This is a genomic window from Kaistia sp. SLG-1 (assembly GCF_059699055.1).
This window is the reverse complement of the sequence record NZ_AP048544.1, coordinates 2,324,365-2,343,500: the sequence shown is the minus strand read 5'-3', so window position 1 is coordinate 2,343,500 and position 19,136 is coordinate 2,324,365. Positions and strand designations below refer to the sequence as shown.

The window sequence follows — 19,136 nt, the reverse complement described above, 5'->3', positions numbered from 1 at the left end:
ATATTCCACCGCGCCCAGGGCGCGGTGGAAGGACCGCGTCTCAGTTGGCGAAGGCGGGCTGCGGGGCGTCCTGAGCCGGCTGGCAGGCGGCGAAGGACCGCTCCAGCAGGCCGGCGGGTGCGTTGCCGTAGAGCGTCGTGCGCTGACGTGGCAGGCGACCGGCGGCGCGGATGATCTCCTCCATCCGCTGCGGCGTCATTTCCTGGCCGTGGCTGGCCCCGGCCGAGCGCGAGATGCTCTCGTCCATCAGCGTGCCGCCGAGATCGTTGACGCCGGCGTTCAGGCAATGGCGCGCGCCCTCCGGCCCCAGCTTCACCCAGGAGGTCTGGATGTTGGTGATGTGGGGATGCAGCGCGAGGCGGGCGACGGCGTGCATCAGCACGGTCTCGCGGAAGGTCGGGCCGGGGCGCGACTTGCCCTTCAGGTAGATCGGCGCCTCCATGTGGACGAAGGGCAGCGGCACGAATTCGGTGAAGCCACCAGTCTCGGCCTGCAGGTCGCGGACGCGGATCAGATGGCGGGCCCAATGCTCGTAGCGCTCGATATGGCCGAACATGATCGTCGCGGTGGAGCGGAAGCCGAGGCCGTGCGCGGTGCGCATGACGTCGAGCCACTCGTCGGTTTTGACCTTGTCGGCGCAGAGCAGCGCCCGCACCTCGTCGTCGAGGATCTCGGCGGCGGTGCCGGGGAGCGTGTTGAGACCAGCCTCCTTCAGCCGCTGCAGGAACTCGCCGACCGGGACGCCGAGCGTCTTGGCACCCTGCGAGACCTCGAGCGGCGAGAAGGCATGCATGTGCATGGCCGGCACGGCTGATTTCACCGTGGCGCAGAGGTCGAGGTATTTCTGGCCGGTATAGGACGGGTGGATGCCGCCCTGCATGCAGACCTCGGAGGCGCCGCGCTCGGCCGCCTCGCGCACCCGCTGCGCCACTTCCGCCATCTCCAGATCATAGGGGCGGCCGCGCAGATTCTCGCTCATCTTCCCCTTCGAGAAGGCGCAGAACTGGCACTTGTAGTAGCAGACATTGGTGTAGTTGATGTTGCGCGTGACGACATAGCTGACGATGTCGCCATTCACGCGACGGCGGAGATCGTCGGCCGCCTGGCAGACCGCCGTGAAGGCATCGCCCCGCGCCCGGAACAGCCGCACGATCTCGCTCTCCGACAGCCTTTGCGCGGCCATCGCCTTGTCGAGGATGATCTCGAGGCCGACATCGATCCGCGCCGGCGCACCACCGGTGAGCAGCGCCACGTCGCGCGCCGGCAGTGGGTCGGCGCGGCCCGGGCACCAGCCATCAGCGCGCGGCCAGCCGTCGCCGTCGACGAGGTTGAACAGCGCAGTCCGGAGCGCCGGATCGACCCAGCGATACGGTTGGCGCGCGTGGGCCGGATAGATGGCGAGGCGCTCGGTCAGGTCCTTGCCGGCCTCGGCGGTGGCGGCGGCGAGCTCGCGGACATGCGGCCAGGGCGCCTCGGGATTGACGTGGTCCGGCGTTACCGGCGACACGCCGCCCCAATCGTTGATTCCGGCCGCGACCAGCTGCGGCAGCGCGCCGGGGCTCAGATTGGGCGGCGCCTGGATGTTCATCTCCGGCTCGAACAGCAGCCGGGCGATCGCGATGGTCCAGAGATGATCCTCCTCCGACGGCGCCTCGACATCAGCCATTTTGGTGCCGGCCTTGGGCCGGAAATTCTGGACGATGATCTCCTGGATATGGCCATGCGCGTCGTTGAGGTCGCGCAGCGCCAGCAGCGAGTCGATCCGCTCCTCCCGCGTCTCGCCGATGCCGATCAGGATGCCTGAGGTGAACGGCACGGCGCGCTCGCCGGCGCGGCGGATCGTATCGAGGCGCGCCGCCGGCAGCTTGTCCGGCGAGCCGTAATGCGCGCCGCCCTTGGCGCAGAGCCGCTCCGACGTGCTCTCGACCATGATGCCCTGCGAGATCGAGACCTGGCGGAGCGCGTCGAGATCGGCATCGGTCAGGAGACCGGGATTGGCGTGCGGCAGCAGGCCGGTTTCCTTCAGCACCATGGCCGCCATTTCGACGAGATAGGAGATCGTCGTCTCGTGGCCGAGCGCGGCGAGCTCCTCGCGGGCGATCTTGTAGCGCAGCTCCGGCTTGTCGCCGAGCGTGAACAGCGCCTCCTTGCAGCCGGCGCGCTTGCCGGCCTCGGCGATCGCAAGCACCTCCTCGCGCGTCAGGAAGGCGCGCTCGCCCTTCCGCGGCGGATGAGCGAAGGTGCAGTAGTGGCAGACGTCGCGGCAGAGCTGCGTCAGCGGGATGAAGACTTTTCGCGAATAAGAGACCTGGTCGCCATGGGCGAAATCGCGCCGGGCCGAGGCGGCGCGAAGCAGCGGCGACAGGTCATCCATATCGACGAGGCCGAGGGCTTCGGCGCGCGTCAGCCGGCGGTCATGGGCAAAGTCGGCGAGAAGCGTCTGGATGCTCATGGCAAAACTGCCTCCTTGAAAGAACCGGCGACGGCGGGACCGGGGTCGCCGCGCAGCTGACGGATGAGAGCGCGCGTGCGCGACGCGGCGGCGCTCTCCGGATCGAGAACGAGGTCGGCGGCGACGTCGACGTCATGGCCAACGCCCTCGAGCCGGAGGATGGCGGGCGTGATACCAAGCGCCTGCGCGGCGGCGACGTGGCGGGCGAAGCTGTCGGGACCGAAGGCCGGCGACATCAGCAGAGGCGGCGCGATCGCCAGCATGTTGGTGCCGCCGTCACGCGTCGCCGGGACGATGACGACCGGACTGGCGCGCGTCGCGTCCAGCACGGCCTCGATCTCCTCGACGCTCACCAGCGGGATATCGCCCGGAACCACGAGCGCGCCGGCCTTCGGGCGGGCATCGAGCCAATGCATGCCGTGCAGCACGGCGGCGTTGAACCCCGGCTCCGGCGGATCGCCGATCACGGTCGCGCCGTGACCGGCGGCGATGGCCGCGACCTCGGCGTCATCCGTCACGACGAGAATGCCGGCGAGCGCACTGACGCGGCCGAGCGTGTCGAGGACATCGCGGAGCATCGCCTTGGCGAGCCGCCCGCGCTCCGCGCTGTCGAGGACCGGCGCGAGGCGCGACTTCGCGGCGCCCAGCCGCTTGACGGGAATAAGCGCCCAGATCATGACGCCGCCGCCACGGGCTGGCTGGCCTCAGCCAGGCTGTCGGCGAAGGCCAGCACTTCGCGAGCGAGATGCTCGCGGTCGGCGTCGCTCTTCATCAGCGTCGGCATGACATGCACCGGCAGGCCGATTTCGTCGCGCTCGCCCGCGTCGACCGTGTCGATGACGAGGCCATCGAGCAGGCCGTCATAGTGCTGCGCGATGGCGCGCGAGGTCGCCGGCACGCCGAGCTCGGCCATGATCTTCGCCGTCGGTCCCTTCACCGCCGCACCGCCGATAATCGGCGAGACCGCAACGACCGGAGCGCTCGCCTGCTGCAGCAGCGCGCGGATGCCCGGCGCCGCGAGGATCGGATCGATGCTGAGGAAGGGATTGGACGGGCAGATGACGATGGCGCGCAGGTCCGGATCGGCGAGCGCCTCTACGACCGGTTCCGATGGTCGGGCCGTCGCCGCGCCCCCGAAGGCGATGCCGAACACTTCCGGCGCGCAACGCCGCTCGACGAAATAGCGCTGGAACGGCAGCTGGCCTTCCGACGTGGCGAGCGTCGTGCGGATCGGATCATCCGACATCGGCAGGATGGTCGCGTCGATGCCGTGCGCGCGCGCCGCCTTGGCCATGAAATCGGTAAGCGACCGGCCGGCGCGGAGCTGATGCGTGCGCTCGACATGCAGGGCGAGATCGCGGTCGCCGAGCTGGAACCAGGTCTCGCCGCCGAGATGGCCGAGCGCCTGCATGAAGTTCCAGCTCTCGTCGGCGCGGCCCCAGCCGAGCTCCTTGTTGGCGATGCCGCCGAGCGTATAGAGGACGGTGTCGAGATCCGGCGAGATGGCGAGGCCGAGATGCTCGAAATCGTCGCCCGTATTGACGACGATGGTCAGATCCGAGCCAACCTGACGGGCGAGGCCCAGCGCCAGCTTGGCGCCGCCGACGCCGCCGCAGAGTGCGACGACGCGGCCCCTTCCCGATCCTGATGAAGACAAGCCACTCATCGGAACATATCCCTCTCGCGACTGCGGATCAGAGACTTGGCCGGCGTTTCCGGCGCCGGCGAACGGACGCCGCGGATCAGCACGGCGGGGATGCCCTCATCGCCCTGCCCCATCAGCAGCGAGGCGGCGGAGGCCAGTTCGTCGGCCATGGCGATCTCGGTGACCTTCAGCTTGCGGCCGAACAGGTCGGTACTGCCGACGCGGTCGACCAGCGACGAGACGCCGGCCGCTCCGATGGCGACACCGACGACGCCGTTGCGCCACGGGCGACCGAAGCTGTCATTGATCACGACCCCGATCTTCGCGCCGAAGGCCGCGTCGAGCCGCTGCTTCAGCAGCGCCGCCGACCCGTCGGGATCGCGCGGCAGGAGCAGGACACGACTTCCCTTGTCGTGGCTGATGTTCGACTCGTCGATGCCGGAATTGGCCATGACAAAGCCGAGGCGATGCGCCGTGACGATGACATGCGGACCGACCTTGACGATCTCGGCCGCCTCCCGGAGCACCACTTCGACATGGCGCGGGTCCTTGCCGACCTTCCCGGCCAATTCCCGCGCCTTGTCCGACGGCTCGACGCTGTCGAGATCGACATAGAGGCCGTCCGCCTTCGAGACGATCTTCTGGGCGACGACGAGGATATCGCCATCGACCAGCTGGAGACCGTTGTCGCGGAGCGTCCCGATCAGGATCTCCGCCAGGTCGTCGCCCGGCTCGACGAGCGGAACGCCCGCTAGCGGGTGCAGGGAAACGGACGCCGCGCGCATGGGATCAGGCCCGGACGGCGTCTTCGAGACCGGTAATGGCGATGCCGGCGCCCGGCACCTTGTAGGTGCGGTTGATCCAGATGAGCACGGAGGTCAGCGCCTCGGCCGCCGCGGAATTCGCGAGCACGCCGCCGCCGACACCGCGATTGGCGACCGCGCCGGCGAGCTCGATGACGGCGTTGCGCGCGTCCTTGTCATCACTGAACACCAGCACGTCGCAATCGATCTTGCCGCCGGCATGCAGCTTGGTGGCTCCGACATTGTGGAAGGCGGAGACGACGCGGACATTCTCGCCGAGGATCGCCTGGGCGATCTTCGCGGCCGAGCCGGCCTCCGGCAGCTGCACCGTCGAGACCTTGGGCGGCACCAGCGGCACGGCGGCGTCGACGACGATCTTGCCCTGCACGACGTCGCGGATCTCGTGGAGCGTGGCGTCGTGGCTGGCGAAGGGCACGGCGAGGATCACGATGTCGGCCGCGCGCGCGGCGCCGACATTGTCCTCGCCCTCGACACCCTCACCCAGCTCGGGCGCCAGCGCCACGGCCTTGTCGCGCGAGCGCGAGCCGATCAGCACCCGATAGCCGGCGGCGGCCCAGCACTTGGCCAGCCCCGAACCGAGGTCGCCGGTTCCCCCGATGATGCCAATGACCGGCTTCGACGTATCGGACATGTGATCCCTGCCTGAAATGCTCGCGTTGAGGCTGCCTTTTCGGAGGCCGGGGCTCGGCTCGCTCGCGAGCCCTGCGCCCATCCCCCTCGGCTTTCACCATGTAAGAGTCATACTATCAATAGAAAGATAAGACAACATCATTCACACGGGCTGCCGGCTGGCCGAGACGTCCGGAACGAGGGCCGGAAACGGCAAAGCCGGCCGCGCTGGGCGCGACCGGCTTCGGGATGCTGCGGAAAATGGATGGCGAGCCCGGCCTCAGGCGTGGGCGAGACCAGCGCCGAGATAGGCCTCGCGCACATGCGGGTCGCTGATCAGCGTCTCGCCCGGCCCTTCCAGCGCCATCGTGCCCGCCTCGAGCAGATAGGCGTAGTTGCACATGTCGAGCGCGGCATAGGCGTTCTGCTCGACCATCAGCACGGTCGTGCCGGATTCGCGGATGCCCTGGATGATGTCGAAGGTCTGCGCGACGATATTCGGCGCGAGGCCGAGCGACGGCTCGTCGAACATGATCAGCTTCGGCCTCGACATCATGGCGCGGCCGATGGCGAGCATCTGCTGCTCGCCGCCCGACAGCGTGCCCGCGACCTGTTTGCGCCGCTCCGCGAGACGCGGGAACAGGCCGAAGATGTGGTCGAGATCGGAGGCGATGCCCTTGCTGTCGGAGCGCAGATAGCAGCCCATCTCGAGGTTCTCGAGCACGGTCATCTGGCTGAAGACGCGCCGTCCCTCGGGACAATGCGCGATGCCGAGCGACAGGATGCGCCCGGCCGACATGCCGGTGATGTCCTGCCCGTCGAAGGTGATCCTGCCGCTCGCCGCCGGCACGAGGCCGGAGATGGCGCGCAGCGTCGTGCTCTTGCCGGCGCCGTTCGCACCGACCAGCACCACGAGCTGCTTGGCCGGGACCTTGAGCGAGATGCCCTTGAGCGCGGTGACCTTGCCGTATCGGCAGACCAGGTTCGAGATCTCAAGCATGCTTCACTCCCTGCCCCAGATAAGCCTGGATGACGTCCGGATCGTTCTGGATCTCCTTCGGCGTGCCGTTGGCGATGATCCGGCCGTAGTTCAGCACCACGATGCGGTCGGACACGCCCATCACCATCGGCATGTCGTGCTCGACGAGCAGGATGGTCTTGCCGTTGGCGCGCAACTTGTTGAGCAGGGCGACGAAACGGCCGGTCTCCGAGGCGTTCATGCCGGATACGGGCTCGTCCAGAAGCAGCGCCGACGGATTGGCGGCGAGAGCCAGCGCCACGCCGAGCAGGCGCTGGTCGCCATAGGGCAGACTGCCGCCGAGCTCGTCCGCCTGATGCTCAATGCCGACGAGGCGCAGTATTTCCCAGGCCTCCTCGCGCAGCGCCGCTTCCTGGCGGCGTTCGCGCGGCAGGCCGAAGATCGTGCCGAAGAGGCTCGCGCTAGTGCGCCGATGCAGGCCGATCCGCACATTGTCGAAGACCGAGATCTTCTCGAACACGCTGGTGCGCTGGAAGGTGCGGACGAGGCCGAGCGAGGTGACCTCGTGCGGCTTCAGCCCGTTCAGCGACTGGCCCTTGAAGGTCACCTGCCCCTTGGTCGGCTTCAGGAAGCCGGTGATGACGTTGAACGCCGTCGTCTTGCCGGCGCCGTTCGGGCCGATCAGGCTGACCAGCTCGCCCTCGTTGACGACGAAGTTCATGTCGGAGATGGCGATCAGGCCGCCGAAATGCACCGCGACATGCTCGATGGCGAGGATCGGCTGCGAGGAACTCGTTGCAGCGACGGTCATGAACGCGCTCCCTTGCTCGATTCAAGGACGAGGCCGGCCGGCTTGCCGGCGGAGGCGCTCCCGGGCTTGCGGGTGAACCAGCGCTCGATCGCCGGGACGATGCCCTCCGGCAGGACGAAGACGATGAGGATCATCAGCAGGCCGTAGAGGATCCACTGCACCTCGGGGCCGACATAGGAGCGCAGGACAACCGGCGCGATGCCGAAGATCAGGCCGCCGACCAGCGGCCCGGCGAGCGTGCCCTTGCCGCCGGTGATGACCATGATCACCATCGTCACGGTGTTGAGGAACATGAAGATCATCGGGTCGATGATCTGGATGTAGTGGGCGTAGAGGCCGCCGGCGACGCCGGCCATGGCGCCGGACAGCACGGCCGCGAGCACCAGGTACTTCGTCACGCTTATGCCGACCGAGACGGCGAGCGTCTCATTCTCGCGCAGCGCGATCATAGCGCGGCCATAGGGCGAATAGACCAGCCGCTGGATGAGGATATAGGCGAGGACGATGGTCGCGAGCACAACGTAGTAGTTCTGCGCCTTGCCCCAGAGCGTCGCATAGCCGGTCCACTCGAAACCAAGCGTCAGCGGCGGAATGCCGGGCAGCGCCAGCGGGCCGTTGGTGAGCTCGACCCAGTTCAGCGAGACGAGGCGCACCACCTCGGCGAAGGAGATCGTGACGATCACGAAATAGGCGCCGCGGACGCGGAAGGCGAGCTTGCCGATCACATAGCCGCAGAGCCCGGCCACGATCGTGCCGAACAGCACGCCGACCACGGCCGGCCACGGCTCATGCGTGATCTGCAGGCCGAAGATCTCCACGCTGAAGCCGAGCGAGGTGAGCGCGCTGACATAGGCGCCGATGCCGAAGAAGGCGACATGGCCGAGGCTGAGCTGCCCGGTGTAGCCGAGCAGCAGGTTCAGGCTCATGGCGGCGATCACGAAGATACCGGTCACGACCAGGGTGTGCAGGAAATACTGGTCCTGCAGCCAGAGCGGCACCGAGGCAAAGAACGCGACGGCGATGTAGGGAAGCAGTCGTTTCATCCGATGCGCTCCGAACGTGCGAACAGGCCCGTGGGCTTGAAGAGAAGAACGATGATGATGATCAGGAAGCCCATGGCGTCGCGGTAGCCGGACGAGATGTAGCCAGCGCCGATTTCCTCGGCGACGGCGAGCATGAAGCCGCCGATCGCAGCGCCGGTGATGTTGCCGAGGCCGCCCAGGATGACGATGGCGAAGGCCTTCAGCGAGGCGAGGTCGCCCATGGTCGGCGTGACGACGAAGACCGGGCCGAGCAGCGCGCCCGCCGCCGCACCCAGGCCGGAGCCGAGCGCGAAGGTGGTCGTGTAGATCGCGTTGACGTTGACGCCCATCAGCGCGGCCGTGCCGCCGTCCTGGAAGGTCGCCCGCATCGCCTTGCCGAGCTTGGTGCGGTTGATGAGGAAATAGGTGCCCGCGATCAGCACGACCGAGACGATCAGCACCATGACGCGCAGCCAGGAGATCGACACCGGCCCGATGACGAGCGGCGCTTCCGGCAGCGGCGACGGGATGGACTTGGCGATGCCGCCCCAGATCAGGTGCTCGGCATTCTGCATCACGATCCAGGCGCCGATCATCAGCAGCATGGTCGTGTCGATGTCGGCGCCGCGTTTGGGCCTGAGCAGCGTGAATTCGATCGCCGAGCCCACCGCCATGCCGGCCACGATGGCGAAGGCGATCGCCACGAAGAAGTTCAGCCCCAGCACGGTCGCGAAGAAGTACATCATGTATGCGCCGAGCGCATACAGCTCTCCATGCGTAAAATTCACGATACGCATGATGCCGAATATCAGGGTCAGGCCAATGCCTAGCAAAGCATAGGTGCCGCCCATGATAAGCGCATTGACTAAATGCTGTGATAGCTGATCCAAGACTGTTCCTCACCCAAATGGCGATTGGATCCTGGTCTGCCCGATGTGTGGAGCAAGGCTTCCGGAAGCGTTCCGACGAACCGGCGGCACGACATGAAAGCCTCCGCCGGCGCGGGGCGCGCCGAGGCCGGAAAAGCCTGCATGAACATGCTCACGGGTCGCACGACGCTCGCGCAGCCGTCGCCCTACACAGAGTCAGCCATTCACCATCGCCCTCCACCGCTGTTCAGCAGCTCGTCCGGACGTCGCCCCGAAGCAGTCTCCCCCCGCTTCAAGACGACGACTTCCGGCCTTCCGGCGACGTTTGCCGCCATCAGGACTGATTATTCTTTCTATCATCTCATTATTAGAATGACAATGAGACTGGGGTTCGGGATGGGAGCCGGGCTTGGTTGGCGCCGCATGGTTCCGCGCTCGTCGCGCGTGAGCCGTTCGCGGGCTGAACGGCCGCGATCCCACGCCCTGCCCCGGCGAGGGCCGCGACCGGGCCGGCGGCGCGCTCGGGTCCACCACGCCCCTTGTTCGGCAACGCTTTCTCGCGCCTGCCCCAACGCGAGATTGCCCCTTCAGCAAAGCCCCGCGAGGTCTCGCGAAAGTCCCTATCGCTCATCGCGGACCGCGCCGAGCCGGCTTTCAAAGGCGCGTCGCTCAAGATCGCCCCCTGAGCGATCCTCTCATCAAACCCGCCCAAGATGAAACAGAATTGCATCCGGCGCCCGCAAATCACGGAAATCTCTCGGGGTCGATGGGATAATCTCTACGGACTACACCAATTCGTCCTTCTTCAGCTTCGGGAGTAAACCAGCTTGCTCATCCTGAACACGCATCCCGACCATCGAAAGCCGCTCGATGCCGTCGACGCCGAGACGCTGAGCGTCGACGCCGCCAGGGAGGTCGAGCGCTTCCTCTCGTATCGCGACAACCATCAGCCGACGCCGCTGGTCGCCCTGCCCCACCTCGCCAAGGAGCTCGGCGTCGGCGCCATCCATATCAAGGACGAGGCCTCGCGGCTGGGGCTCGGCAGCTTCAAGGCGCTCGGCGGCTCCTATGCCGTGATCCGCCTGGTGCTGGAGGAAGCCTCGCGCCGGCTGGGCCGGACCGTCGACGTCGCCGAACTGCAGACGCCCGAGGTTCGCGCTGTCGCCGCCACGATGACGGTCGCCTGCGCCACCGACGGCAATCACGGCCGTTCGGTCGCGCAAGGCGCGCAATTGGTCGGCGCCCGCGCGGCGATCTTCGTCCATTCAGGGGTCAGCAGCGAGCGCATCGCGGCCATCGCCCGCTATGGCGCCGAGATGATCCGCGTCGACGGCAACTATGACGACAGCGTCGCCGAAGCCTCGCGCCGGGCGTCCGCCGAAGGCTGGACCGTCGTTTCCGACACGTCCTGGCCCGGCTATGAGCGCATTCCCGGCCTCGTCATGCAGGGCTACACGGCGCTGCTGCGCGAAGCGCTGGAAGCGCTGCCGGAGCCGCCGACGCATGTCTTCGTGCAGGCCGGCGTCGGCGGCGTCGCCGCCGCCGTCTCGGGCTATTTCTCCATCGTTTTCGGCGAGAACCGCCCGTTCTTCACCGTCGTCGACCCAGCCCGCGCCGCCTGCCTGTTCGAAAGCGCCCGCGCCGGGCACGCGGTCAAGGTCGCGCATGGCGAGGCGACCGTGATGGCGATGCTCGAATGCTACGAGCCGTCCATGGTCGCCTGGCGCATCCTGTCGCGTCTGGCCGACGCGTTCATGACCGTCGACGAGGGCGACGCGATCGCCGTGATGAACCGGCTGGCGCGGCCGAAGGGCGGGGATCCGGCGATCGTCGCGGGCGAAAGCGGCGGCGCCGGGCTTGCCGGACTGGTCAGGGTGGCGGCCGATCCGGCGCTGCGCGCCTCGATCGGCCTCGGCCCGGATGCCCGCGTCTTCCTCATCAACACCGAGGGCGCCACCGATCCCGAGCTCTACGAGACGCTGGTCGGCCTGTCGCCGGAGGCGGTTCTGAAGCGGGATACCGTTCCGGCCTAGCTCCAGGCTACCACGGCCCCAAATGCACGAAATCCCGGCCGCTTGCGACCGGGATTTCGCACTTTCGTAGGATGATTGTCAGCGACTAGGCGTTGTCGACGATCTTCTTGACGGCGTCCTTGGCCTTGCCGACAGCCTGCTGGGCCTCACCCTTGATTTCCTGGGCCTTGCCTTCGGCGCGGAGACGATCGTTCTCCGTCGCCTTGCCGACACCCTGCTTCACGTTGCCGATCGCCTCGTTGGCGACACCCTTGATCTTGTCGGTCGTGCTGCTCATCGTGAAATCCTTCCTCGTGAACTGACGACCGATCAACCGCCGGCGGCGCCGTTGGTTCCATGTCCCGGGAAGAACGGCGGGGAGGTTCGCGGCAGGCAGAGCACAAGAAAAAGCCCCGAACCTTGCGGCCGGGGCTTTTTCTTTGCTGGTTGCGGGGACCAGATTTGAACTGATGACCTTCAGGTTATGAGCCTGACGAGCTACCGGGCTGCTCCACCCCGCGTCACGCGCTTCGTCTTTCGTCGTCGCGCAGTGGTGATATAGGAGGTCGAACCGCCGTTTGGAACCCCAAATCGGAAATTAGTCGCCGTTATACACGGCGATTGGCCACGAGCCGGCTCAGCATCGTTAGCCCCGCGGATTTCCGTTCCCGAGGTTTTGCGCGCAGCGGAATTGCGGATGTCGCCCGCCTCCCGTCACGCCGATCCGTCGAGGTTCAGCTGTAATCGCTGCGACAGGTTCGCCAGCTCCACCCGGCTCGTGATGTCGAGCTTGCTATAGATGCTGTGGAGGTGGAGCTTCACGGTCCCGGGCGAGATGCCGAGCTGCGAGCCAATTTCCCGGCTGCGGAAGCCCGCCGCCGCCAGCCGCGACACCTCGATCTCGCGCGGGGTCAGTGCCTGCAGGATCCAGTCGCGCTCGACGTCGCGCTTGCGGATCCGGTCGAAGGCCGCGTTCAGATTCTGGTCGATGAAATAGCTGCCGCCCGCGACGACAGTGCGGATGCAGTCGAGCAGCACGGTCGGCGCCTGCTCCTTGAGGACGACGCCGCTGACACCGTGTCGAGACGCTTCTGCCAGATCCTCGTCGCTGATATCGGCGGTCAACACCACCAGCGCCAGTTTGGGCCGGTCCCGGCGCAGGCGACGGACGAGCTCGATGCCGCTCATCTCCGGCATCCGAAGGTCCAGCACGACGAGATCGACCGGCATGGACGCCACGATTTCGATCGCGTGGCCGGCGCTCCGGCACGTCGCCACGACCTGCCAGCCAGGCTCGGTCTCCACCATGCGCCGCAGCCCGTCGAGAACGATCAGATGATCGTCCACGATGACGATGCGGAGGCTCACGAGGTCAGTGGGAGCCTGACTATGATCCGCGTCCATTGCGCCACCCGATCGATTGTGAGCGTTCCACCGACCGCCGCAGCGCGCTCGCGCAGACTGCGGGGGCCGACCTTCGTTCCTTCCAGCTCGGCATGTTCAAAGCGTCGGCCATATCCAAAGCCCGCGCCATCGTCGTCGACCGTCAGGGCGACGGCATCGCCGTCCAGCTTCAGGCTGGCATGGACCGAGCGCGCCGCGCCGTGGCGCACGGCATTGGCCGTCGCCTCGGAGATCATCCGCGTCAGTTCGTAGATGGCCGTCGCGGGGAGGCGCAGGTCGGCCGGCTCGAGGTCGAGCTGGAAGTCGATCAGCCATTGCTGCCGCAGCCGCTCCGCCAGGGCGTCGAACTGGGCCTTGAGCTGGAAATCGCCGCCGGCGACGAACGGGTCGCCGGGTTCGAGCGCGCGAATGAAGATGCGCAGGTCGCGCTGCTCGCCGGCCAGCATGGTCTGGATGGAAGCGAGCCGCTCGTCCAGCGCGTGGAGGGCGCTTGGATCGAGGGCGCGGAGCGCCTGCAGCTGCAGGGCCGTGCCGGCGAGCGACTGCAGCACGCCGTCGTGAAGATCGCGGCCGATGCGGATCCTCTCCTCGACCGCCGCCGCGTCGCTCAGCTTGCGCACCAGGATCGCCTGGTGAAACAGCGCCTTGAGCCGATCCGCGATGATCTCGGCGATCGCCACGTCGTCCAGCGTCATGGTGGGCGGATCGAGCAGATAGAGCCGCGCCTCGAGGTCGCCGATCGAGAACGGCACGGACACCGCCGAGGTGATCGAGAAATCCGCCACCAGCTCCGGGGATACCGGCGCCCCCTCGCCTTCGCCCTCGTCGAACCGCCCCTCTCCCCGGTGAACCAGCATGCGCGACGTCGCCGCGTCGGAGATCAGAAGGCTCGCATGCTGCAGGGTCTCGGCCGTCCAAGGCATGTAGCGGCTCGGCGGCAGCCGGCGGATTTCCGACACACCCTGGTTCCAGACCGCCAGATAGGTCCAGGGTTCCTCCGCGTCGCTCCAGATCAGCAGCGCGCGGGGCACGCGCATCACATGCGCGGCATAGTCGAGCGCGACCGCCGCCGGCCACTCCCTGCCTTCCGGCACAGCCGGCGTCTTCTCGACCAGGCGCAGCAGCTCGGTCCGCACCTCCTCCTGATGCGCGCCGAGCCAGACCAGCAGAATTCCCGAAACCACCATGAAGAGGATGCGCGAGGCGTCCGTCGTCGCATCGGTATCGGCGTCGACGATCACGGTCCTGTCGGTGGCGACGAGGAACAGAAGCACCACGACGCAGATCAGCGCGGTCCAGAACGCGCCGCGCCAACGCCAGTGGAGGGTTGCCGAGAGCAGCGCGAACGGCATGAACATGAAGAAGGGACTGGACGCCCCATCCGTCAGGAACATGAAGACGACGAAGAAGAGCACGTCGATGACGTGGCGGATCAGGGTTCCCTGCACCCGCGAAACCTCGGTCCGCCAGACCAGCACGGCGGCGATGACGGCATAGGCCAGATAGGCGAGCAGGAGCCCGTAGACGAGTTCAGGCGAAGCGGGCGGATGCTTGGCATCGAGCCAGGCGATATAGAAGCTGCCGATCGCCAGAAGAATGCGCCCGATGGCGATCACCCGGTCGGAACGGGCGCGGAACGTGTTGATCCAGGTGGTTCGCCCGCGCGCGATATCGGGGTTCTGCAGGCGCGATCCGGCAGGGCTCGATGACGAGGGCGTCGGCAGGAGCCAAGCCAGCGGATGGAACGACCGCAACACCGATCCGAAGGCAGGTTGCCGCCGTCGTGCTCTCGGATGTCGCATCAGGATCGACACAGCCGGCCTCCCTGCTCTCGAAGCACGCGCCCCGAGGCCAGACTTGCCCTAGCGGGCGAGCTCCTTCGTGCTTTCGATCCAGTGCGCGTCTCGGGTCATCCTTGCCGGCGATCGATAGCGCTCAGCGTACTCCCGGAGAGGTTTAGGCACAACGGCGGCGGCCGCCCATACATCCTCGGATATATATACGCGCTGCGGCCAGAGCCCTAATCTCGGTCTTCAATAACCCTCTACAGTCGGCCGCATGAAAACATGTCGTCGGAATGAATACCTGTTTTCCAGCCGAGATCATTTCACTCCGCCATGGAGCGAAACAATGCAGAACTGGGCTGTAATAGAGATCTCGTCCGTTACGGAAGGTAGTGAGCCCATCCAGTTGCTTCACTGCGCCTACCGGGCAAGCCAATCCGGGCTGGTGGCGCTGGTGCTGAACGGTGTCGAGCCTCGCGCCGCCGACCGCATTCTGGACCCCGTCGTCGCCGACATGCCCCTGACCATACCGGGGGTGGAATATGTCTCGATCGACGATGACGCGCGCGTCCGGGACGCCGTCCTATCGGCCGGCATCGTGTTCGTCATGACCCGGCGTTTTCGCAGCGCCGTGCTCGGCCTCGGCGTCGACCGCGAACGGATCTGGCCGGTGCGCTCGATCCTGACGGGGCTCGGCCAGGAACCGCGCTCCCGTTCCGTCCAATGGCACCTTGGCAATCGCCTGGGGCTCCATCGGCATCTGCAGATCCGCCATGTCGGTCCGCTTCCGGAGGCTGAAAGAGCATGACTTCGATCGGCACCGGGAGCGAGCCCGGCGACGCGCCACCCGGCCCCGCCTTCGAGGCGGAAACCGGCGCCAAAACGCCCCCGCGCCATCGAGCCTATATCGGCAACGCCCTGCTGTTCACCGCCTCGATCCTGCTCTCGCTCGCCGGCGCGGAACTCGTGCTGCGCGCCTTTCCGCAATATCAGGTCCAGACCGGCGAAGGCGAATACCGCTTCTGCACGCCGATCGAGACGCGGCATCGCCCGCATCCGACGTTCGGCTACACGGAATCGCCCGAGAACAGCTATTTCGAGCGCTTCAGCACCGCCGACCCCTGGTCCTATGTGCATATCAACGCGGAAGGCTTCCGCGACAATTTCGATACGCACGGCAAGCCCATCCTCGTGCTCGGGGACTCGATGACGCGTGGCAGCCTGGTCAACGAGAACGAGACCTTCACCGATCTGATGGACGCCTGGCATCCGGAATGGGCGTTCCGCAACTATGGCGTCGGCGGCTATGGCCAGGCGAATTCGATCCGCGTCTACGAGGACAAGGCCCCGGCCCTGCCCCACACCCTCGTCATCCAGCAATATTCGCTGAGCACCGATATCGACGACAATGTCGAACGCGCCTCGCTCAATGGCGATACGGTCGACATCAACATCCACCCGGCGGTGGGAACCTCCAAGGATTCCATGAAGCCGCTAGCCCGGATCCACCTGTTCCTCTGGAACAACAGCAAGGTCTATCCCTGGATCTACAACACGGCCGTCCGGCCCTATTTCGGCAATTGGGACGCCCGGCGCGACATCAACACCGCGATCGAGATCACCCGCCGGCTCCTCGGCAAGCTGGCCCAGGAGGCGCAGGCGAACAACGCCGATCTGCTGATCCTGGCGCTGCCTTCCTGGGCCGAGATGGCCGGGCGCGACGACGGCATGGATCCGAAGCGCCAGCGCGTCATGCTCGAGGCGTTCGCCGCCGCCACCCCGAACGCCTACCTGCTCGACATGAGCCCCGTTCTCTCGGCGCAGGATCCGAGCAAGACCTACGGCGTCGTCGACAAGCATCTGACGCCCTATGGCCAGTTCCTCGTGGCCGAGTCGCTCGAGCGCTGGATGATGACGGACTGGGCGCGCGGGCCGAAGGCCACCGTTCTGCCGGCGCATGAATTCCACCCGCCGGAACCGGTCATCCCGGACTGCAGCCGCGCCGACGCCTATCTCAAGCTCGTAACGGGCCCGCATGGCGGATGAACCCGCCTGCGAGGCTCGAAGGACCGAAGGGAAGCCCGCATGGACCAGAATACCAAGGATAGAGGCCAGCCTTCGCCCGCCGAGGCGCCCAGGAAAGCGACGGCGAAATCCTCGGCGCGGATGGCGCTGATCTCCGTCGTCGCGAGCGTCATCGTCGGCGGCCTGCTCATCGAAGGCACCGCCCGCTGGGTGCTTGATGACGGCATGAACTTCGATGTCGAGATGTGGAAATATGCTCGCGATATCAAGCGCGTGAGCGACAATCCTCAAATCGGGCACGAGCATCGGCCGGAAACCAGCGGCTTCTATATGGGCGTGCCGGTCCAGATCAATGCGATGGGCCTTCGCGACCGGGAGTTCGATCTGGTCAAGCCGCCCGAAGCCGTCCGCACGATGATGTTGGGCGACTCCCTCACCTTCGGCTGGGGCGTGAAGGCGGAGGACACGCCGGCCAAGCTGATCGAAACGCGGCTCAACGACGCGAAGGATACGCCCCGGAATGAGGTGATCAACACCGGCGTCGGCAATTACAACACGACGATGGAGATCGCCTATTTCCTCGATCGCGGACAGGAGCTGAAGCCCGACGTCGTCGTGCTCAACTATTTCATCAACGACGCCGAGCCGCAGCCGAAACGCCAGACGTCGATCTGGCGGGAATATTCCTACGGCTACGTCTTCCTCGCCTCGGCGATCGACAAGCTCTCCCGCGAATATTTCGGCAAGGCAGACTGGAAGACCTATTATCGGGATCTCTATCGCGACGGCGCGCCGGGCTGGACCGCGGCCCAGGACGCGATCGGCCGTCTCGCCGATTATTGCCGCGAGAACGGCATCAAGCTTCTCGTCGTCAACTATCCCGAGCTGCACCAGCTGCGCGACTATCCGTTCCCGGAAGTGACGGCGGGTGTCGCGGCCGTCGCGAAGGCGAACCATGTCGAGTTTCTCGACCTGCTGCCTTCGATCACCGATCTGGAGCCGACCAGCCTCTGGGTCTCGCCGACCGACGCGCATCCGAACCGGATTGCCAATGAGCGCTTCGCGCAGGCGATAGCCGACAAGCTCGTGCGGGATTTTCCGGACGTCTATCACTCGGGGCCGGCAACGCCCGGCCACCAGTCCATATCGCTGACGAATGCGGCCACGACCACTCCGGCTACGCCCTGACGGCCGGCGGCAGCCGATACGCCCGTGTCATCCAGTTGGAACGAAGGAAGATCGGCCCGGGGACCTCGACTTTCGAACCGGGGTGACGATGTGAGGAAGTTCACACGCGACAGGATCGTACCTTGCTTACTTCGCGGAAAATCGGACTCATCACCTGCACGCTGCTTGCGCTCTATCTCCTGTCGAGCCCGGGCTACGCGCTGCTGAACTTCGAGGAGTATGGCTCCGACACGCCGCATTTCATGCGCTATATGCTGGTTCCCGGCGTGCTGGGGCTGGCGTTCCTCGCGACCGGCGTGCTGGCCCGACCGCAATGGGCCGCCGTGGCGGGAATTACCGGCCTGAGCGCCCTGGTCGCCCTCTTCGCCTGCGAGACGCTGCTGACGTTCCAGTCCGTTCCCGTCCGGCTGGCGATGCTGGGCCAGCTCAGCGACAAGAGCCGGGAAACGCTGGCGCAGAACGACAAGGTGGTCCGAGGCTTCACATTGAACCGCCTCAACGACATCTCCGGCACGGAGCAATTGTCGAGCGCGGTTCTCTCCGGCTTTCCGAATGCGAAGGTCATCCTCTGCACGCCGAAAGACCATACCGTGATCTACACGGCGGATCGATACGGCTTCAACAATCCGAACCAGGTCTATGACAACCACATGGACCTGATGCTGCTCGGCGACTCCTTCGTCGAGGGGTTCTGCCTGCCGCCCGGCCAGGATCTGGCGTCCCGCCTGCGCGATCGCGGCCTGGTCGCGGCCAGCATGGGCATTCGCGGCAATGGCCCGCTGCTGGAGCTGGCGACGCTCGGCCGCTTCGGCCAGGTGTTCCGGCCGCGCCATGTCGTGATGGTCTTCTTCGAGGGCAATGACTGGGAGAATCTGGAGGCCGAGCTGAGGGAGCCCTGGCTTCGCACCGCTCTCGCTCCCAATGCGGATTATGGCTCGCAGGCTCAGGCGGAAAAGCCGCTCGAGCAGGCAGAGGCGGCGATGGAGGAGAGCAGCGGTAAGCCGATCACCTATATCGACCTGCTGACCAAGACGGAGATGTTCCGCAATTTCTTCGCGCTGCAGCTGACCTTGACCCGGCTCGGCCTGGTCTATCCGAAGATCGCGCGCACCATCCCGGAGTTCCGCGACACGCTACGTCAGGCGAAGGCGATCACGCAGGGCTGGGGCGGCCGGTTCTCGATCGTCTACGTGCCCCGGGTCGATCGCTTCATGGGCGCGCTTTCCAAGGATCCGGCGTTCGACCAGCTCAGGACCCTCGTGCGCGAGGCGGCTGCGGCGGAAAACGTCCCGGTGATCGATCTCTACGAGGCCTTCCTTAGCGAACCGCAGCCGGTCCGCATGTACGCCCCCGACAGCCATTTCAGCCCTGACGGCGCCACCGTTGCCGCGGACGTGATCCTGCAGCGCCTGGCCACCGTCGACCATGCGTTCGAGGACGAGGCCAGAACCGGCCGATTGAAGCGCTAGGGCGGCAAGCGCCGGCCGACACAGGGAGTTTCTGCATGAAACC

At 66.4% G+C, this 19,136-nt stretch carries 17 protein-coding genes and 1 tRNA gene; 5 read left to right on the top strand and 13 right to left on the bottom strand.

Features of this window, described 5'->3' with window-relative positions; translation table 11 throughout:
• Positions 1 to 40 precede the first annotated feature (40 nt).
• The 9 genes from cofH to AC6HZP_RS10505 all read right to left on the bottom strand — a co-directional run bounded on the left by cofH (position 41) and on the right by AC6HZP_RS10505 (position 9,232).
• Positions 41 to 2,452 carry a 5-amino-6-(D-ribitylamino)uracil--L-tyrosine 4-hydroxyphenyl transferase CofH gene (gene cofH, locus AC6HZP_RS10545; protein ID WP_497526515.1) on the bottom strand — a complete coding sequence of 804 codons (2,412 nt, stop codon included), beginning with the start codon at positions 2,450 to 2,452 and terminating at the stop codon, positions 41 to 43.
• Positions 2,449 to 3,129: a 2-phospho-L-lactate guanylyltransferase gene (gene cofC, locus AC6HZP_RS10540; RefSeq protein WP_497526514.1), complete on the bottom strand. Its 681-nt coding sequence runs from the start codon at positions 3,127 to 3,129 to the stop codon at positions 2,449 to 2,451. Before cofC ends, cofH begins: the two co-directional genes overlap by 4 nt.
• Positions 3,126 to 4,118 (bottom strand): 2-phospho-L-lactate transferase, encoded by a 993-nt coding sequence (gene cofD, locus AC6HZP_RS10535; protein ID WP_497526513.1) that lies wholly within the window; start codon positions 4,116 to 4,118, stop codon positions 3,126 to 3,128. Before cofD ends, cofC begins: the two co-directional genes overlap by 4 nt.
• Entirely contained in the window at positions 4,115 to 4,882 is a 768-nt protein-coding gene (cofE, locus tag AC6HZP_RS10530) for a coenzyme F420-0:L-glutamate ligase (protein WP_497526512.1), read from the bottom strand. The genes cofD and cofE overlap by 4 nt, the downstream gene beginning before the upstream one ends.
• A 4-nt stretch (positions 4,883 to 4,886) precedes the next feature.
• Positions 4,887 to 5,552, bottom strand: a complete 666-nt coding sequence (gene npdG / locus AC6HZP_RS10525) for an NADPH-dependent F420 reductase (protein WP_497526511.1) — start codon at positions 5,550 to 5,552, stop codon at positions 4,887 to 4,889.
• 258 nt (positions 5,553 to 5,810) lie between these two features.
• On the bottom strand, positions 5,811 to 6,530 hold the full coding sequence (locus tag AC6HZP_RS10520) for an ABC transporter ATP-binding protein (protein WP_497526510.1): 720 nt from the start codon (positions 6,528 to 6,530) through the stop codon (positions 5,811 to 5,813).
• Positions 6,523 to 7,320: an ABC transporter ATP-binding protein gene (locus AC6HZP_RS10515; protein WP_497526509.1), complete on the bottom strand. Its 798-nt coding sequence runs from the start codon at positions 7,318 to 7,320 to the stop codon at positions 6,523 to 6,525. Before AC6HZP_RS10515 ends, AC6HZP_RS10520 begins: the two co-directional genes overlap by 8 nt.
• Positions 7,317 to 8,363, bottom strand: a complete 1,047-nt coding sequence (locus AC6HZP_RS10510; RefSeq protein ID WP_497526508.1) for a branched-chain amino acid ABC transporter permease — start codon at positions 8,361 to 8,363, stop codon at positions 7,317 to 7,319. The genes AC6HZP_RS10515 and AC6HZP_RS10510 overlap by 4 nt, the downstream gene beginning before the upstream one ends.
• Positions 8,360 to 9,232, bottom strand: a complete 873-nt coding sequence (locus tag AC6HZP_RS10505) for a branched-chain amino acid ABC transporter permease (protein WP_201403505.1) — start codon at positions 9,230 to 9,232, stop codon at positions 8,360 to 8,362. Before AC6HZP_RS10505 ends, AC6HZP_RS10510 begins: the two co-directional genes overlap by 4 nt.
• An 806-nt stretch (positions 9,233 to 10,038) precedes the next feature.
• Between AC6HZP_RS10505 and AC6HZP_RS10500 the strand changes: the two genes are divergently transcribed.
• Positions 10,039 to 11,244 (top strand): diaminopropionate ammonia-lyase, encoded by a 1,206-nt coding sequence (locus AC6HZP_RS10500; RefSeq protein ID WP_497526507.1) that lies wholly within the window; start codon positions 10,039 to 10,041, stop codon positions 11,242 to 11,244.
• Between the two features lie 85 nt (positions 11,245 to 11,329).
• On the opposite strand, the gene AC6HZP_RS10495 is transcribed toward AC6HZP_RS10500, so the two are convergent.
• The 4 genes from AC6HZP_RS10495 to AC6HZP_RS10480 all read right to left on the bottom strand — a co-directional run bounded on the left by AC6HZP_RS10495 (position 11,330) and on the right by AC6HZP_RS10480 (position 14,384).
• Positions 11,330 to 11,521: a CsbD family protein gene (locus tag AC6HZP_RS10495; RefSeq protein ID WP_497526506.1), complete on the bottom strand. Its 192-nt coding sequence runs from the start codon at positions 11,519 to 11,521 to the stop codon at positions 11,330 to 11,332.
• Between the two features lie 146 nt (positions 11,522 to 11,667).
• Positions 11,668 to 11,744, bottom strand: a tRNA-Met gene (locus AC6HZP_RS10490).
• Between the two features lie 193 nt (positions 11,745 to 11,937).
• A complete protein-coding gene (locus AC6HZP_RS10485) occupies positions 11,938 to 12,627 on the bottom strand; it encodes a response regulator (protein ID WP_201403502.1) in 690 nt (229 codons plus the stop codon).
• Positions 12,588 to 14,384 (bottom strand): sensor histidine kinase, encoded by a 1,797-nt coding sequence (locus AC6HZP_RS10480; protein WP_497526781.1) that lies wholly within the window; start codon positions 14,382 to 14,384, stop codon positions 12,588 to 12,590. Before AC6HZP_RS10480 ends, AC6HZP_RS10485 begins: the two co-directional genes overlap by 40 nt.
• Positions 14,385 to 14,757: 373 nt before the next feature.
• On the opposite strand from AC6HZP_RS10480, the gene AC6HZP_RS10475 reads away from it, so the two are divergent.
• The 4 genes from AC6HZP_RS10475 to AC6HZP_RS10460 all read left to right on the top strand — a co-directional run bounded on the left by AC6HZP_RS10475 (position 14,758) and on the right by AC6HZP_RS10460 (position 19,093).
• Positions 14,758 to 15,219, top strand: a complete 462-nt coding sequence (locus AC6HZP_RS10475) for a hypothetical protein (protein WP_497526505.1) — start codon at positions 14,758 to 14,760, stop codon at positions 15,217 to 15,219.
• Positions 15,216 to 16,457, top strand: coding sequence for an SGNH/GDSL hydrolase family protein (locus AC6HZP_RS10470; RefSeq protein WP_497526504.1), 1,242 nt, complete (start codon positions 15,216 to 15,218; stop codon positions 16,455 to 16,457). The genes AC6HZP_RS10475 and AC6HZP_RS10470 overlap by 4 nt, the downstream gene beginning before the upstream one ends.
• Before the next feature lie 39 nt (positions 16,458 to 16,496).
• Positions 16,497 to 17,624, top strand: a complete 1,128-nt coding sequence (locus AC6HZP_RS10465) for an SGNH/GDSL hydrolase family protein (RefSeq protein WP_497526503.1) — start codon at positions 16,497 to 16,499, stop codon at positions 17,622 to 17,624.
• A 251-nt stretch (positions 17,625 to 17,875) separates the two neighbouring features.
• Positions 17,876 to 19,093, top strand: coding sequence for an SGNH/GDSL hydrolase family protein (locus tag AC6HZP_RS10460; RefSeq protein WP_497526780.1), 1,218 nt, complete (start codon positions 17,876 to 17,878; stop codon positions 19,091 to 19,093).
• Positions 19,094 to 19,136: the final 43 nt, after the last annotated feature.